Genomic DNA, 15,493 nt, shown 5'->3' with positions numbered 1-15,493 from the left:
GGCCCCCGCTGTTGTTGCAGGACTTGGCAAGGGAATAACCATTACCTGCGTCCTGCGCCTAACCGGGGGCCATTTCTCGCGGCAACGCGGCTCGCGATGAAACGGCAACAGACCCTAGAGTGCGGATTTTGCGGCGGTACTGGCGGGCGGGCTATTCGCCGACGCTATGGGCGCGCGCGGCGCCCGGTAGGGTCACCACTTTACCCTGGCGCTGCACCGGAGCCGGGCGGCGCAGGATGCGCAGCATCTCGCTGGCCTGGGTCAGTTGCTGTTCCAACTCGCTGCAGTAGCGCCCCAGTTGCTGGCCACGCTGGCGTGCCTGTTGCGTTTCCTGGGCCAGGGCCTTGAGCCGCAGCATATGGGTTTCCAGCAGCTGTTTGTTCTCCAGGCAGTGCTGCATCAGCGGCATCAGGGCGTCGTTGGCCCACTGCTCGGCCTCCTGGCGCAGGCGCTGGTGCAGGCCTATGACTTCCTGCACCAGGGTGGCGAAGAAACGCTTGCTCAGGCTGCGCTGTTCGGTGAGCAGGGTCTTCAGGTGCAGACGGAACTGGTCGGCCTTGGCCCGCTGCTGGTCGAGCTCGCGCAGGTGCCGCTTGGTGTTGAACAGCGGCGCGTCGATGCCGTGTAGCGGGTTTTCTTCGTTGTGCCGGCGGTAGATGGCCGCGACCATCTTGTTGGCCATCTCGGCTTCCTGGGCCAGGTTGTGCAGGTCGTGCTCCACCGAGCGGAAGAAGTGCAGGATAGCCTGGTTGATGCCCAGGGTGGTCCAGCTGCCGGTGAGGTTTCTGCGCACCTTGTTCAGGTGTTCGTCCAGGCGCTCGCCGCGTGCCGCGTTGCGCAGCAGGTCGCCCTGGCGCTTGAGCAGGCGTTGGTTGGTTTTCAGGCCGAGCAGGCGGCGGTGGTGCTGGCTGTGGTCTTCCTTGGTCTTGGCGGTCAGCTCGAACAGCAGCTGGCCGTTGTCATGCTGGTGGTTGCTGAGCAGCGCTTGTTGCTCGTTGACCTTTTCCAGGCGCAGCTTGAGCACGTGCTCGCTGTTCTGCAGCAGGGCCAGCACCTGGTTGACCACGCGGTCTTCGAGCAGGCGTTCCTTCTGCGCGATGATGCGTTCGCAGAGCAGGTTCTCCAGGTTGCTCATCTGGCTGCGGGCCAGCAGTTCCGGGTCTTTGCGTACCTTGGCCAGCATCGCTTGCTTGGCCGAGAGCGGCAGCACCTCATCGACCCTGATGCCGAGCTGCCTGGCCGTGCTGCTCTGGATCTGCTGGATGGCGTTCTGCACGAAGGCCTCGCCGGCGAGATCGTCCCACAGCACGTCGATCTTGTTCAGCACGGCGAACAGGCAGGTCTGGGTGTCCTCGTCGAGCTGGCGGATATGTTGCTGCCAGACCGCCATATCGCTGGCGGTCACCCCGGTGTCGGCGGACAGCAGGAAGATGATCGCCTGGGCGTTGGGCAGCATCGACAGGGTCAGCTCCGGCTCGCTGCCGAGGGCGTTCAGGCCCGGGGTGTCGAGGATGCGCAGGCCCTGGCGCAGCAGCGGATGGTCGAGGTTGACCATGGCATGGCGCCACGCCGGTACCAGCACTTCGCCGGGTTTGTGGGTGCTTTCCAGCATGTCCGGGTGGAAACCCAGGGCGATCGCCTGCTCGACCGGCATGGGCTTGGTCTTCGCCACCTGGATAAAGGCCTGGACCATATTGTCCGGGTCGCTGAGGTCCAGGGGGATATTCACCCAGTGCCGCGGGATGCGCTTGAATTGGGCGATGCTGGCCTCGGCGATGCGCGTCTCGATGGGCAGCAAGCGGATATAGGAGCGCTCCGAACGCGGGTCGAAGAACAGTTCGGTGGGGCACATGGTGGTGCGCCCGGCCTGGGACGGCAGCATGCGCTGGCCGTATTGGGAGAAGAACAGGCTGTTGATCAGCTCGGTCTTGCCGCGGGAGAATTCGCCGACGAAGGCCAGTGTGATGTGGTCGGTGCGCAGCAGCTTCAGCGCGCGCTCGAGTTTGGCTTCCACCGTCTCGGAGTTGAGCCGGTTACTCACCAGCCAGCTGCGGTAGCGGGTGATCTCGCGCATCAGCTCGCGCTTCCAGGCGACGTAGCCATCGACCTGTTGACTGAGACGTTCCATGCTCATCCGGGCTTTCCTCTGGTAGTCACATCCTTATGGAGCTAGTCCGGGAGTGGGTTTCCCGGGACGCGGGCGCACCGCTTGCAACGCTGTCACGCCCTAGGGGCGGCTCAGCAATAAAACCTGATAATCATGGCGAACCCACGATTTTAGTGGCATGGGCTGCTTGGCATTATGCGGTTCATACGGATGGCGTCAATTGCGCGTCGTCATAGTCCCGTCTTATGGTCGGTCAAGGTGGCTCAACGGTCAGTCCGAGTTCCGCCGGAAGCCTCTGCGGTTGTCTGATCCGCACGCGCTTCTGCCGGCTCTGCTGGCCGCTTTCCAGGCTCACCTGGCTTTTGCTGACGGCGAAGGCCGCAGCCAGGAAGGCCAGCAAGTGGGCATTGGCCTTGCCCTCCACCGGCGGGGCGGTGAGGCGGATCTTCAGCCGTTCACCGTGCAGCCCGGCGAACTCATCGCGACTGGCCTTGGGCTGCAGGTGGCAGTCGAGGATCAGGTCCTGGCCGTCCCAGCGGTACCAGGCCACTTCAGATAAAGGGGCTGAGGATGGCCGGCATGCCGCTCATGACCGCGAGATTGCCGATAACGAAGCGATCCAGCAGGTTCAGCGCGATAAAGGCGAAGATCGGCGAAATATCCAGGCCGCCGAGGTTCGGGATCAGCTTGCGGAAGGGGGCCAGCAGCGGTTCGCAGATCTGGTTGACCAGCTGTGCGCCGGGGTTGTAGCTGCCCGGGGCGACCCAGGAGAGGATCACGCTGATGATCATGGCGAAGAAGAAGATCTTCAGGGTCAGGGAGGTCAGGGCAATGATCGTCCACACCATCAGTTGCAGGCCGACACTCAGCGGGTTGGCGCCGGCGATCAGGATCACCACCACCATCAGCAGCAGCTGTACCAGTATCGCCAGCACCAGCGAGGCGAGATCCAGCCCGCCGAGACCGGGAATCACCCGGCGCAGCGGCTTGAGCAGTGGCTGGGTGGCTTTCAGGATGAACTGGCTGAGCGGGTTGTAGAAGTCGGCGCGCACCAGTTGCAGGATAAAGCGCAGCAGCACGATCAGCAGGTACAGGCTGCCGAGGGTCTGGACTATATAGATGAGGGCTTCCGTGAATCCGGACATGCAGGCTCCTTAGTGATCCAGAGTGATCCAGCTGTTTATTGACCCAGTTGAACGGCGAGTTCGGCCGAGCGGTTGGCGGCGGCGTCCAGCGCCTGCTGCACCAATGCTTCGAAACCGCCGGCCTGGAAGGTTTTGATCGCCGCTTCGGTGGTGCCGTTGGGCGAGGTGACGCGGCGGCGCAGTTCGGCGGCGTCCACATCGCTCTCGGTGGCCATGCGCGCGGCGCCGAGGGCGGTGTGTGTGGTCAACTGTGCGGCGACTTCACGCGGCAGGCCGAGCCGCTCGCCGGCGACGGTCATGGCTTCCATCAGAAGGAAGAAGTAGGCCGGGCCGCTGCCGGAGACTGCGGTGACGGCATCGATCAAGGACTCCTGCTCCAGCCACAGCGCCAGGCCCACAGCGCTAAGCAGTTGTTCGGCTTGCTGGCGCTGCGTGGCGGAGACCTTGGCGTTGGCATATAGGCCGCTGACGCCCTGGCGCAGCAGCGCCGGGGTATTGGGCATGCAGCGCACTATGGCGCGCGGGCCGAGCCAGTGTTCCAGGCTGGCGCAGCCGATGCCGGCGGCAATCGAGACCACCAGCTGGTGTTCGCCCAGGTGCGGGGCCAGGTCCAGGCATACCTCTTTCATCACCTGGGGTTTCACTGCCAGCACTATCAGGTCCGCGCCTTGGCTGGCTTCGGCGTTGCTGGCGAAGGTTTCAATGGCATAGCCGGCGCTGATCTTGGCGCGTTGCTCGGCACCATGGTCGCTGGCGCGAAGGGCGCTGGCCTCGACGCCCTGGGCGCGCAAGCCGCCGATCAGGCTGGCGGCCATATTGCCGGCGCCGATAAAGGCAATGCGGGGAGTGGTCATAACGGGCTTCCTTAATAAAGTGAAGGCAAATTCAATCAGTCGTGGCTGTAATCGCGGGCGCCGAACAGGGCGGTGCCAATCCGTACCCAGGTTGCGCCTTCGGCGATGGCGGCTTCCAGGTCGTGGCTCATGCCCATGGACAGGGTATCGAGGTCCAAATTCAGGCTGTTCTGCAGCTCGCGCAAACGGGCAAAGGCGGCATGTTGCAGCGCCCGGTCGTCCGTCGGTTCGGGAATTGTCATCAATCCACGCAGCCGGATGTTGGGCAGTTGTGTAACCGCCTGTGCCAGTGCCGGCAATTCATCCGGGCTGCAGCCGGATTTACTGGGCTCAAAGCTGACATTGACCTGCAAGCAGATATTCAACGGCGGTAAATGGGGCGGCCGCTGGGCCGACAGGCGTTCGGCCACCTTCAGGCGGTCGACCGAATGCACCCAGGCAAAATGCTCCGCGATGGGCTTGGTCTTGTTCGATTGAATGGGGCCGATAAAGTGCCAAGTCAAGGCCAGGTCGGTCAGCTCACGCTGCTTTTCCAGGGCTTCCTGCAGGTAGTTTTCGCCAAAGTCGGCCACCCCGCAGGCATTGGCCTGGCGAATGGCGGCGGCCGCTTTGGTTTTGCTCACCGCCAGCAGGCCAATGCCCGCACAATCGCGCCCCGAGGCTTGCGCCGCCTCACGGATGCGCGCTCCGACCTTTGCAATATTCTCTGCTATCGTGGACATTACCTGCGCCCGCCGCCTGGGGTTTGCGGCATTCTACCTGCTTGCTTGTCATTAGGGAGTCCCATGGATATCACTGAGCTGCTTGCCTTCAGCGCCAAGCAAGGTGCATCGGACCTGCATCTCTCCGCTGGTCTGCCGCCGATGATTCGGGTCGACGGCGATGTGCGCCGGATCAATTTGCCGGCACTGGATCATAAGCAAGTGCATGCGCTGATCTACGACATCATGAACGACAAGCAGCGCAAGGATTTCGAAGAATTCCTCGAGACCGACTTCTCCTTCGAAGTGCCGGGCGTCGCCCGTTTCCGGGTCAACGCCTTCAACCAGAACCGCGGTTCCGGTGCGGTATTCCGGACCATTCCGTCCAAGGTACTGAGCATGGAAGACCTCGGCATGGGCGAGGTGTTCCGCAAGATCACCGACGTGCCGCGCGGCCTGGTGCTGGTCACCGGCCCCACCGGTTCGGGTAAGTCGACCACCCTGGCGGCCATGCTCGATTACCTCAACAGCACCAAGTACCACCATATCCTGACCATCGAAGACCCCATCGAATTCGTCCACGAATCGAAGAAGTGCCTGGTCAACCAGCGCGAGGTGCACCGCGACACCCTGGGCTTCTCCGAGGCGCTGCGTTCGGCCCTGCGCGAAGACCCGGACATCATCCTGGTGGGTGAGATGCGCGACCTGGAAACCATCCGCCTGGCGCTGACCGCCGCGGAAACCGGGCACCTGGTATTCGGCACCCTGCACACCACCTCGGCGGCCAAGACCATCGACCGTGTGGTCGACGTGTTCCCCGCCGAAGAAAAATCCATGGTCCGCTCGATGCTGTCCGAATCCCTGCAATCGGTGATCTCCCAGACCCTGCTAAAGAAGATCGGCGGCGGTCGGGTCGCGGCTCATGAGATTATGATAGGTACTCCGGCGATCCGTAACCTGATTCGCGAGGACAAGGTGGCGCAGATGTATTCGGCGATCCAGACCGGTGGTGCACTGGGTATGCAGACCCTGGACTCCTGCCTGAAAACCCTGGTCTCCAAGGGTATAGTCACCCGCGAAAATGCGCGGGAAAAATCCAAGAACCCGGAAAACTTTTAATCGAGAGGCTGCCCGGCCGGCCATAGGCCGCCGGGTTCAGGCCAGCGGCGAGACACGCGCCAACTGCTGGCCTTGGCAAAAACGCGTGATGCAGATGGGCGAGACAAGGTATGGAATTCGAGAAACTGCTGCGCCTGATGGTCGAGAAGGGCGGCTCCGACCTGTTTATCACTGCCGGTGTGCCACCGTCGATGAAGGTCAACGGCAAGATCATGCCGATCACCAAGACGGCCATGTCCCCCGAGCAAACCCGCGAAACCGTGCACTCGGTGATGAACGAGCAGCAGCGCCGGGACTTCGCCGAGAACCATGAGTGCAACTTCGCCATCAGCGCCCGCGGCGTCGGCCGTTTCCGCGTCAGCGCCTTCTACCAGCGCAACCTGGCGGGCATGGTGCTGCGCCGGATCGAGACCAATATCCCGACCCTGGATGAACTCAAGCTGCCGGAAATTCTCAAGAAACTGGCGCTGACCAAGCGTGGCCTGGTGCTGTTTGTCGGCGCCACCGGTACCGGTAAATCTACCTCTCTGGCGGCGATGATCGGTTACCGCAACAAGAACAGCAGCGGTCATATCATCTCCATCGAAGACCCGATCGAATATATCCACCAGCACCATAGTTGCATCGTCACCCAGCGCGAAGTGGGTATTGATACCGAGTCCTTCGAGGTGGCGCTGAAGAACACCCTGCGTCAGGCCCCGGACGTGATTCTGATCGGTGAGGTGCGCACCCGTGAAACCATGGATCACGCCGTGGCCTTCGCCGAAACCGGCCACCTGTGCCTGGCCACCCTGCACGCCAACAACGCCAACCAGGCGCTGGACCGCATCATCAACTTCTTCCCGGCGGACCGGCAGAATCAGGTGTGGATGGACCTGTCGCTCAACCTCAAGGCCATTGTCGCGCAGCAACTGATACCAACGCCGGATGGCAAGGGGCGCCGCGCGGTGATCGAGGTGCTGATCAACACCCCGCTGGCCGCCGACCTGATCCGCAAGGGCGAGGTGCATGAGCTCAAGGCCTTGATGAAGCGCTCCACCGAACTGGGCATGCAGACCTTCGATCAGGCGTTGTACAACCTCTACAGCCAAGGCGAAATCACCTACGAAGACGCCCTGCTGTACGCCGACTCGGCCAACGACCTGCGCCTGATGATCAAGCTCGGCTCGGAAACCGATGGCGATCACCTGAGTACCATGACCGAGGGCCTGTCCCTGGAAGTCAGCCAGGACGATCCGGGGCGGCGTTTTCGCTGAGTCCCACACCCCCGAAAGCCCGCCCAGTGCGCAATGCCGTTCACTTAAGCCAAGTGAACGGCATTTTTGCAGCCGGATGAAATCCGGGAACGCTACCCTCTGCAAGTCCGCTCCCGGGGTGCATCCGGGCTAGGCGCTGGACTCCTTGCTTGCGACAAACGACCCGAGAGAGTCCCTTAACTGAACGGCGCTACCGCCTGGTGCGGGCTTTTCTGTTGTGGCAACTTTGGCTGGCGCTACTGGTCATAACGGCGTGTTATAAGCCAATCATCATATTGCGGGAGATAGCGATGAATACGGGGCAGGACACTCACAGCAAAGTCATCGGCTACCTGCTGTGGATCTTCGGTTTTCTCGGTGCGCACCGTTTTTATTACGGCAAGCCTGTGACCGGCACCCTCTGGTTCTTCACCCTGGGTTTGCTGTTTGTCGGCTGGATCATCGACCTGTTTCTGATCCCGGCCATGGACCGCGAGGCCGATCTGCGTTTTAACGCCGGCGCTATCGACTACAACGTGGCCTGGATTCTGCTGACCTTTCTCGGCATCTTCGGCGTGCACCGCCTGTACCAGGGCAAGTGGATCAGCGGCATTCTCTATCTGCTCACTGGCGGTTTCTTTCTGCTCGGCGTGCTCTACGACTTCTGGACCCTGAACGATCAGGTGTCGCTGCTGAATGCCGAGCGTTCGTAGGATTTACCGAGCCCGAAATGAAGAAGCCCGCCAATTGGCGGGCTTCTTCATTTCGGGCGGGCTCAGCCCTGATAGCTGATATGCCCGTCGACCAGGGTGTAGCGCACCGCGCCAGGCAGGCAATGGCCGATAAAGGGGCAGTTGGCGCCTTTGGAGTGCCAGCTTTCCCCGGCCAGGGTCGAAGCCTGCGGGTCGAACAGCAACAGGTCGGCGGGTGCGCCCACGGCCAGGCGGCCGGCCGGCAAACGCAGGGCATCAGCCGGGCCACTGCTTAGCCGCGCCAGCAGCGTAGGCAGGTCGAGCAGGCCGTCCTGCACCAGGCTCATGGCCAACGGCAGCAGCAGTTGCACGCTGCTGATGCCCGGCTCGGTGGCGCCGAAGGGCGCCAGCTTGGCGTCGCGCTCATGGGGTTGGTGATGGCTGGATATGGCCGAGATCACCCCGTTCTGCACCGCCGCGCGCAGGCCGTCGCGGTCGGCGCGGGTGCGTAGCGGCGGTTGCACATGATACAGGCTGGAGAAGTCGCTCAGCGCCTCGTCGGTAAGGATCAGCTGATACAGCGCCACATCGGCAGTCACCGGCAGGCCGCGGGCCTGGGCCTCGGCGATCAGCTGGGCGCCGCGGGCACTGGTCAGCTGGCTGAAGTGCGCACGCACGCCGCTCTGCTCGACCAGCAGCAGGTCGCGGGCCAGGGCTACGGTCTCGGCGGTCTCCGGAATGCCAGGCAGGCCGAGGAAGCTGGCGGTGGCGCCTTCGTGGGCCAGGCCGCCTTCGGCCAGATCATGGTCCTGGGAGTGGAAAATCACCGTCAGGTCGAAGGTGGCTGCATATTCCAGGGCGCGGCGCAGGGTGCGGTTATTGCGAAAGCTCTCCAGGCCATTGCCGAAGGCCACGCAGCCGGCGTCGCGCAGGGCGACCAGTTCGGCCAGCTGTTCGCCTTCCAGGCCCTTGCTCAGGGCGCCGATCGGAAACACCTTGGCATGGCCGGCCTCGCGGGCGCGGTCGAGGATCAGCTCGGCCACCGCCGGGGTGTCCAGCACCGGCTTGGTAAAGGGCGGGCAGCACAGGCTGGTCACGCCCCCGGCGGCGGCGGCCAGGGTTTCGCTGGCGATGCTGCCCTTGCGGCTATAGCCGGGTTCGCGCAGGGCGACGTTGAGGTCGACCAGGCCGGGTGCGGCCACCAGGCCCTGGGCGGCGAGGGTCTTTTCCGCCACGAAGCCGGCCGGGGCCTGGCCGATGGCGACAATCTTGCCGCCGTCGAGATACAGGTCGGCGACCCGATCGAGGCCGCTGCTCGGGTCGATGACGCGGGCGCCGAGGATCGCGGTACGCATCAGTTGTGCTCCTCGGCGTTGTCTTGATTGAGTTGGCGCTGGGCGTTCTGTCCGCTCATGGCCATGGACAGCACGGCCATGCGCACCGCGATGCCGTAGGTGACCTGGTTGAGGATCACCGACTGCGGGCCGTCGGCCACCGCCGATTCGATCTCCACGCCGCGGTTGATCGGCCCCGGGTGCATCACCAGGGCATCCGGCTTGGCCAGTTTCAGGCGTTCTTCGGTGAGGCCGAACAGGCGGTAGAACTCGCCTTCGCTGGGCAGCAGGCCGCCGGTCATGCGTTCACGCTGCAGGCGCAGCATGATCACCACGTCGACATCCTTGAGGCCGGCCTTCAGGTCGCTGTAGACGCTCACGCCGTATTGCTCGATGCCCACCGGCAGCAGGGTCTTGGGTGCTATCACGCGGATATCCGGGCAGCCCAGGGTTTGCAGCGCCAGCATATTCGAGCGGGCCACCCGCGAATGCAGGATATCGCCGACTATGGCGACGGATAGCTTCTCGAAGCCGCCCTTGTGCCGGCGGATGGTCAGCATATCGAGCATGCCCTGGGTCGGGTGGGCGTGGCGGCCGTCGCCGCCGTTGATGATGGCCAGGTTCGGGCACACGTGTTCGGCGATAAAGTGCGCGGCGCCGGAGTCGGCATGCCGTACCACGAAGATGTCGGCGGCCATGGCTTCCAGGTTGCGCAGGGTGTCGAACAGGGTCTCGCCCTTGCTGGTCGAGCTGGTCGACACGTTGAGGGTGATCACGTCCGCCGACAGGCGCTGGGCGGCCAGCTCGAAGGTGGTGCGGGTGCGCGTGGAATTCTCGAAGAACACGTTGCATACGGTCTTGCCGCGCAGCAGCGGGACTTTCTTCACCGCGCGGGCGCCGACCTCGAGGAAGGAGTCGGCGGTGTCGAGGATTTCCGTCAGCAGTTCGCGGGGCAGGCCATCGAGGGAGAGGAAGTGGCGCAGCTGGCCTTGGTCGTTCAGCTGCAGCGGGCGCTTGGCGTCAATCGGCGTCATCGCAATCAATCTCGGTTGGCGAGCGTTTGCAGCTCGAGGGTCAGCGGCGTGGGGCCGGACAATTTTACCCGCTGATCGCTGGCCAGCGACAGGGTGGCTCCCACCACGTCGGGGCGGATCGGCAGTTCGCGGGCGTTCAGGTCGAGCAGGCAAACCAGGGTCACGCTGGCCGGGCGGCCGTAGTCGAACAGCTCATTCAGCGCGGCGCGGATGGTGCGGCCGCTCATCAACACGTCATCGATCAGCACCAGGTGCTGGCCTTCGATCTCGAAGGGCAGTTCGGACGGCCGCACCTGGGGATGCAGGCCGTTCTGGGTGAAGTCGTCGCGGTAGAAGGACACATCCAGTATGCCCAGTGGCTCTTGGTTGCCCAGAGCCTTCAGCAGGGCCTGGGCGACCCACACGCCGCCGGTGCGAATGCCGATAAAGCGCGGCGCGCCGATCTGCCGCTTGTTCAGGTGCTGGGTCAGCGCCGCGGCCATTTGCGGTAGCAATTCGGCGGGGTTGGGCAGGCTCATGCAAAACTCCTTGGGGCGGGCTCAGCCCGGACAATTCTCTTCAAGCCAGCCTTGCAGCAGCAGCGCGGCGGCCAGGGCGTCGACAGGGCGTTCGCGGTAGCCGCTGTTCTGCCCCTGTTGCAGGCGCTGGCCCTTGGCCTCGTAAGTGGTCAGGCGTTCGTCATGGGTGTGCACGGGCAGGTTGAAGCGACCATTCAGGCGGCGGGCGAATTTTTCCGCGCGCTCGCTCATTTCGCTCGGTGTGCCGTCCATATTCAGCGGCAGGCCGACCACCAGGGCGTCCGGCTGCCATTCCTTGACCAGGGCTTCGACCTTTTGCCAGTCGGGCACGCCGTTCTGCGCCTTGAGGATGCACAGCTCGCGGGCCTGGCCGGTGATCACCTGGCCGACGGCGACGCCGATCTGTTTGCTGCCGTAGTCGAAGCCGAGCAGCAGGCGCAGCGGTTTTGCGTTCGCCTGGGCCATCAGGCGTGCCCGGATTGCGAGGTCAGCAGGCTGAGGTTGATGCCCAGGCGCGCGGCCGCGGCATTCAGGCGTTGATCGAAGGGCAGGTCGAAGAGAATGACGTTATCCGCCGGGCAGGTCAGCCAGGCGTTATCCGTCAGCTCGGCTTCCAGTTGGCCGGCTTCCCAGCCGGCGTAACCCAGGGTGATCAGGTATTTTTCCGGGCCTGTGCCGTCGGCGATGGCGAACAGCACGTCCTGGGAGGTGGACAGGCCCAGCGCGCCCAGATCCAGGGTGGCCTGATACTGCGGGCCGGCGGGGTGCAGGACAAAGCCGCGGTCGGCCTGTACCGGGCCGCCGGCAAAAATCGGCAGGTTCTGGCACAGGGTGGACGGTTCTTCGTCGGGGCGCAGCTGCTCGAGCACGTCGGCCAGATTGAGGCCGTTGGGGCGGTTGATCACCAGGCCCATGGCGCCGTGCTCGTTGTGATCGATCAGGTAGGTGACGGTCTGGGCAAAATGCGGATCGGCCATGTGCGGCATGGCGATCAGGAAGTGATGCTTGAGGTAGCTGGGGCTGGCGTCTTTCATGCTATTAGTTTCAGGCTTCGCGCGGGTAGCTTCAAGCGTCACGCTTGTCGCTATGGGAAAAAACCCAAATGGATCAGTTGCTGGAAAGTCGGTCGCCGCGCTCGAAGCGCCAGGTGCGGATGATTTCCAGGCGATCGATATCGCTCAGATCGCCGGTAAAGGGGGTGAAGGGCGCAGCCAGGCGCACGATGCGCAGGGCGCCTTGGTCCAGCACTTTCTGTCCCGAGGACTCCAGTACTTGCACCTCATACAGGGTGCCGTCGCGGTTGATCGACACCAGCAGGCGCAGGCTGCCATAGACGCCTTGGCGGCGGGCCTCGTCCGGGTAATTGAGGTTGCCGATGCGCTCGACCTTTTTACGCCATTCATCCTTATACCAGGCGCCCTTGTCGCGCATGGTCGAGGCGGCATTCAGGCGATGGATCTTCGGCCGCTTGGCATATGCCTGAATATCCTGTGCCAGTTCAGCTTCCAGACTGGCGATTTCCGAGGACAGTTGGGTGCTGTCGAACACCGGCGCGGGGCGCGTTTGCGCCGTGGGTTTGGCTTCCTCGCGCTTGACTGCGGTCTTCTGCGGCTGCGGGGCGCGGGTGGCGACCGCCGCTTTCGGCGCTTGCTGGCGAGTCGCCGGCTGCTGCGGCGCGGCGGGCGGAGTGATGCGTTTGACCTGGGTGTCCTGAAACAGCGCCTGTTCGGTGGTCTTGGGCGCGGCTTTGTGTTCCAGGGTACCGCTGCCTTGCTGGTTGTCCTGGGCGAGGAAATCGGCCTCTTTGGGTTTCTTCTCGCTCTTGAAGGTCGACAGGGTGATTTCCAGGGTTTTGCTGATCTGGCTCGGCTCGGCCAGGGTGAAGCCCAGGCCGAGGATCAGCGCTGCATGCAGGACGGCCGCGAGGAACAGGGTAAAGCCCAGCCGATCCGCCGGGCGTACGCTGGCACTGGACAGTTCAGGAGGGTGGGCGGCTGCGTTCATCGCGTTACGGGTCTGCTCAGGTTGCCGCGCAGTCTGACGGTTTGGAGTGGCAAGCTGCAAGTTACAAGCTTCAAGCTGCCACCTGCTTCAAGCTTTCGACTTGCCGCTTGCGGCTTGTAGCTTGCCTGCGATGGCGTCCATCAGGCGCTCGCCGATACGGGTGTCGTAGGCCGCGTCTATCTGGCGGATGCAGGTCGGGCTGGTGACATTGATCTCGGTCAGGTGCTCGCCTATCACATCCAGACCGACGAACAGCAGGCCTTTCTCGCGCAGGGTCGGGCCTACGGCGGCGGCGATTTCGCGATCACGCTCGCTCAGGGGCCTGGCTTCGCCACGACCGCCGGCGGCCAGGTTGCCGCGGGTCTCGCCGGTGGCGGGGATGCGTGCCAGGCAGTAGGGGATGGGTTCGCCATCGATCATCAGGATGCGCTTGTCGCCGTCCTTGATCCCCGGCAGGTAACCCTGGGCCATGATCTGTTGCTGGCCGTGGTTGGTCAGGGTCTCGAGGATCACCGAGAGGTTGGGGTCGCCTTCGCGGTGGCGAAATATCAGCGAGCCGCCCATGCCATCGAGGGGTTTGAGAATGATGTCACGCTGCTCTTTGGCAAACTCGCGCAGAATGTCGGCCCGACGGCTGACCAGGGTCGGCGGGGTGTATTGACTGAACTGGGTGGCAAAGTACTTTTCATTGCAGTCGCGCAGGCTCTGTGGGCGGTTGACTATCAACACGCCAGCCTGTTCGGCTTGTTCCAGCAGATAAGTGGAGTAGACGAACTCATTGTCGAAGGGCGGATCCTTGCGCATCAGGATCACGTCGAGTTCGCTCAGGGGCATATCTTGCTCTTCGCCCAGCTCGAACCAGCGCTGTGGGTCGTTGAATACACTAAGCTGTGCAAGACGGGCGCGCGCTTCACCTTGTTTCTGGTAAAGATCCTTCTGTTCCATATAGAAGAGTGACCAGCCGCGCGCTTGGGCAGCCAGGAGCATAGCCAGCGAGCTGTCCTTCTTGAAGTCGATCTGCTGGATGGGGTCCATGACTATGCCAAGGCGTATGCTCATGGTGTATCTCCGGAAAATAAGGTGTGAGCTGAAGAAGACGGGAAGTTGCAATTGTTGCCAGGGTGGCGCTGACGAAACGGGCGGTCAAGGAAAAACCTTGGCTTGCACGGCTTATAGATTGCGTCAGGAGACTGTGCTAAAAAGGCCCGACGATTGGCTTGTAGCCCATCGGTGACAGGGCCTCAGGCGCACGATATAACGCAAAATAACGACTCACCGAGGCGATGGTAGGGCAATCATGGAACAGCATTCCGAGGGTTTGAGGGTGATGGTGATCGACGACTCGAAAACGATTCGTCGTACCGCGGAAACCCTGCTGAAAAAGGTGGGCTGCGAGGTAATTACCGCAGTTGACGGCTTCGATGCCTTGGCAAAGATCGCCGATACCCATCCGAACATCATTTTTGTCGACATCATGATGCCGCGGCTCGATGGCTATCAGACCTGCGCCTTGATCAAGAACAACAGTGCTTTCAAATCCACCCCGGTGATCATGCTGTCCTCCAAGGACGGTCTGTTCGATAAAGCCAAAGGTCGCATCGTCGGCTCGGATCAGTACCTGACCAAACCCTTCAGCAAAGAAGAGTTGCTCGGTGCCATCAAGGCCCACGTGCCGGACTTCACCCCGGTGGAACAAGCCTCCTGACGTCTGGCGGCATCGCCTTAGACGCCTTTTAAAGTATTGGGAAACACCATGGCTCGAATTCTGATTGTTGATGACTCGCCGACTGAGATGTACAAACTGACTGCCATGCTGGAAAAGCATGGTCATCAGGTGCTCAAGGCGGAAAACGGGGCTGACGGCGTGGCGCTGGCCCGCCAGGAAAAACCGGATGCGGTATTGATGGACATCGTCATGCCGGGCCTCAATGGCTTCCAGGCGACCCGTCAATTGACCAAAGACGCTGAGACCAGCCATATCCCGGTGATCATAGTCACCACCAAGGATCAGGAAACCGACAAGGTCTGGGGTAAGCGCCAGGGTGCGAAGGATTACCTGACCAAGCCGGTCGATGAAGAGACGCTGGTGAAAACCCTGAATGCGGTATTGGCGGGCTAAAAACGCCGTGTCAGTCCGCAATTAAATAAGAATAAGGCCGCAGTGGGCATGCCGGACGCGCAAACACCTTTTCAAACCCTTCTCGATATCGATCAGCTGTGTCGAGCACTGGCTGCCGGGCTGCCATCGCAGCAGGCGCTGGTGCAGACCTGGAGCGGTATCGGCTTTCGCATGGGCGAGCGATTCTTCGTCGCGCCCATGGGCGAGGTGGGCGAGGTTCTGCACGAACCGCGTTACACCCTGTTGCCCGGGGTCAAGAACTGGGTCAAGGGGGTGGCCAACGTGCGTGGCCGCCTGCTGCCGGTAATGGATCTGTGTGGCTTCTTCGGCCACGAACTGTCGCCGCTGCGCAAGAAGCGGCGGGTCCTGGTGGTCGACCATCAGGAAGTCTTTGCCGGCCTGACGGTCGATGAAGTCTTTGGTATGCAGCATTTTCCGGTGGACACTTTCACCGAGCGGCTGCCGCCGCTCGAAGCGGCCATCGCGCCCTTTATCCATGGAGTCTTTCAACGTGAACAGCCCTGGTTGGTGTTCAGCCCACACGCGCTGGCCCAGAACCAGGGTTTTCTCGACGTGGCGTATTAACAGCTTTTCGGTGGGGTCGGCTTTGTCGGCCTTTTGGCGTTACATG

18 protein-coding genes are annotated in these 15,493 nt (G+C 62.7%); 6 read left to right on the top strand and 12 right to left on the bottom strand.

Annotation, left to right across the window (positions count from 1 at the left end):
• Positions 1 to 151 precede the first annotated feature (151 nt).
• From Q8Q83_RS19630 to Q8Q83_RS19610, 5 genes are all read right to left on the bottom strand, one after another.
• Positions 152 to 2,134 (bottom strand): dynamin-like GTPase family protein, encoded by a 1,983-nt coding sequence (locus tag Q8Q83_RS19630; protein ID WP_305625810.1) that lies wholly within the window; start codon positions 2,132 to 2,134, stop codon positions 152 to 154.
• 226 nt (positions 2,135 to 2,360) lie between these two features.
• On the bottom strand, positions 2,361 to 2,657 hold the full coding sequence (locus Q8Q83_RS19625) for a DUF167 family protein (protein ID WP_305625809.1): 297 nt from the start codon (positions 2,655 to 2,657) through the stop codon (positions 2,361 to 2,363).
• A gap of 1 nt (position 2,658) precedes the next feature.
• Positions 2,659 to 3,252 carry a YggT family protein gene (locus Q8Q83_RS19620; RefSeq protein WP_305625808.1) on the bottom strand — a complete coding sequence of 198 codons (594 nt, stop codon included), beginning with the start codon at positions 3,250 to 3,252 and terminating at the stop codon, positions 2,659 to 2,661.
• A gap of 35 nt (positions 3,253 to 3,287) precedes the next feature.
• Entirely contained in the window at positions 3,288 to 4,106 is an 819-nt protein-coding gene (gene proC, locus Q8Q83_RS19615) for a pyrroline-5-carboxylate reductase (protein ID WP_305625807.1), read from the bottom strand.
• Positions 4,107 to 4,141: 35 nt separating this feature from the next.
• Positions 4,142 to 4,828, bottom strand: coding sequence for a YggS family pyridoxal phosphate-dependent enzyme (locus Q8Q83_RS19610; protein WP_305625806.1), 687 nt, complete (start codon positions 4,826 to 4,828; stop codon positions 4,142 to 4,144).
• A gap of 63 nt (positions 4,829 to 4,891) precedes the next feature.
• Between Q8Q83_RS19610 and Q8Q83_RS19605 the strand changes: the two genes are divergently transcribed.
• From Q8Q83_RS19605 to Q8Q83_RS19595, 3 genes are all read left to right on the top strand, one after another.
• Entirely contained in the window at positions 4,892 to 5,926 is a 1,035-nt protein-coding gene (locus Q8Q83_RS19605; RefSeq protein WP_305625805.1) for a type IV pilus twitching motility protein PilT, read from the top strand.
• Positions 5,927 to 6,036: 110 nt separating this feature from the next.
• A complete protein-coding gene (locus tag Q8Q83_RS19600) occupies positions 6,037 to 7,182 on the top strand; it encodes a PilT/PilU family type 4a pilus ATPase (RefSeq protein WP_305625804.1) in 1,146 nt (381 codons plus the stop codon).
• A 290-nt stretch (positions 7,183 to 7,472) separates the two neighbouring features.
• On the top strand, positions 7,473 to 7,874 hold the full coding sequence (locus Q8Q83_RS19595) for a TM2 domain-containing protein (RefSeq protein ID WP_305625803.1): 402 nt from the start codon (positions 7,473 to 7,475) through the stop codon (positions 7,872 to 7,874).
• 62 nt (positions 7,875 to 7,936) lie between these two features.
• Here Q8Q83_RS19595 and Q8Q83_RS19590 read toward each other — a convergent pair whose 3' ends face one another.
• From Q8Q83_RS19590 to gshB, 7 genes are all read right to left on the bottom strand, one after another.
• Positions 7,937 to 9,208 carry a dihydroorotase gene (locus tag Q8Q83_RS19590; RefSeq protein ID WP_305625802.1) on the bottom strand — a complete coding sequence of 424 codons (1,272 nt, stop codon included), beginning with the start codon at positions 9,206 to 9,208 and terminating at the stop codon, positions 7,937 to 7,939.
• On the bottom strand, positions 9,208 to 10,221 hold the full coding sequence (locus Q8Q83_RS19585) for an aspartate carbamoyltransferase catalytic subunit (RefSeq protein WP_305625801.1): 1,014 nt from the start codon (positions 10,219 to 10,221) through the stop codon (positions 9,208 to 9,210). Before Q8Q83_RS19585 ends, Q8Q83_RS19590 begins: the two co-directional genes overlap by 1 nt.
• A gap of 5 nt (positions 10,222 to 10,226) precedes the next feature.
• Complete coding sequence (gene pyrR, locus Q8Q83_RS19580; protein WP_305625800.1) at positions 10,227 to 10,739, bottom strand: bifunctional pyr operon transcriptional regulator/uracil phosphoribosyltransferase PyrR; 513 nt, start codon at positions 10,737 to 10,739, stop codon at positions 10,227 to 10,229.
• A 21-nt stretch (positions 10,740 to 10,760) separates the two neighbouring features.
• Entirely contained in the window at positions 10,761 to 11,204 is a 444-nt protein-coding gene (ruvX, locus tag Q8Q83_RS19575; protein WP_305625799.1) for a Holliday junction resolvase RuvX, read from the bottom strand.
• Positions 11,204 to 11,773, bottom strand: a complete 570-nt coding sequence (locus Q8Q83_RS19570; protein ID WP_305625798.1) for a YqgE/AlgH family protein — start codon at positions 11,771 to 11,773, stop codon at positions 11,204 to 11,206. Before Q8Q83_RS19570 ends, ruvX begins: the two co-directional genes overlap by 1 nt.
• A 73-nt stretch (positions 11,774 to 11,846) precedes the next feature.
• The gene (locus Q8Q83_RS19565) at positions 11,847 to 12,743 is read right to left on the bottom strand and encodes an energy transducer TonB (protein WP_305625797.1); all 897 of its coding nucleotides are present in this window, start codon (positions 12,741 to 12,743) and stop codon (positions 11,847 to 11,849) included.
• Positions 12,744 to 12,830: 87 nt separating this feature from the next.
• Positions 12,831 to 13,802, bottom strand: a complete 972-nt coding sequence (gene gshB / locus Q8Q83_RS19560) for a glutathione synthase (RefSeq protein ID WP_305625796.1) — start codon at positions 13,800 to 13,802, stop codon at positions 12,831 to 12,833.
• Between the two features lie 238 nt (positions 13,803 to 14,040).
• Between gshB and pilG the strand changes: the two genes are divergently transcribed.
• The 3 genes from pilG to Q8Q83_RS19545 are packed head-to-tail and all read left to right on the top strand — an operon-like array spanning position 14,041 to position 15,447.
• Entirely contained in the window at positions 14,041 to 14,448 is a 408-nt protein-coding gene (gene pilG, locus Q8Q83_RS19555; RefSeq protein ID WP_108094981.1) for a twitching motility response regulator PilG, read from the top strand.
• Positions 14,449 to 14,496: 48 nt separating this feature from the next.
• Positions 14,497 to 14,862: a twitching motility response regulator PilH gene (pilH, locus tag Q8Q83_RS19550; RefSeq protein ID WP_305625795.1), complete on the top strand. Its 366-nt coding sequence runs from the start codon at positions 14,497 to 14,499 to the stop codon at positions 14,860 to 14,862.
• Positions 14,863 to 14,910: 48 nt separating this feature from the next.
• On the top strand, positions 14,911 to 15,447 hold the full coding sequence (locus Q8Q83_RS19545; RefSeq protein ID WP_305625794.1) for a chemotaxis protein CheW: 537 nt from the start codon (positions 14,911 to 14,913) through the stop codon (positions 15,445 to 15,447).
• Positions 15,448 to 15,493 lie beyond the last annotated feature (46 nt).

The sequence above is a fragment of the Pseudomonas sp. genome, from assembly GCF_030696055.1.
Classification (GTDB): Bacteria; Pseudomonadota; Gammaproteobacteria; order Pseudomonadales; family Pseudomonadaceae; genus Aquipseudomonas.
Note: the sequence above shows the minus strand (reverse complement) of the source record. Positions and strands in the feature narration are given on the sequence as shown.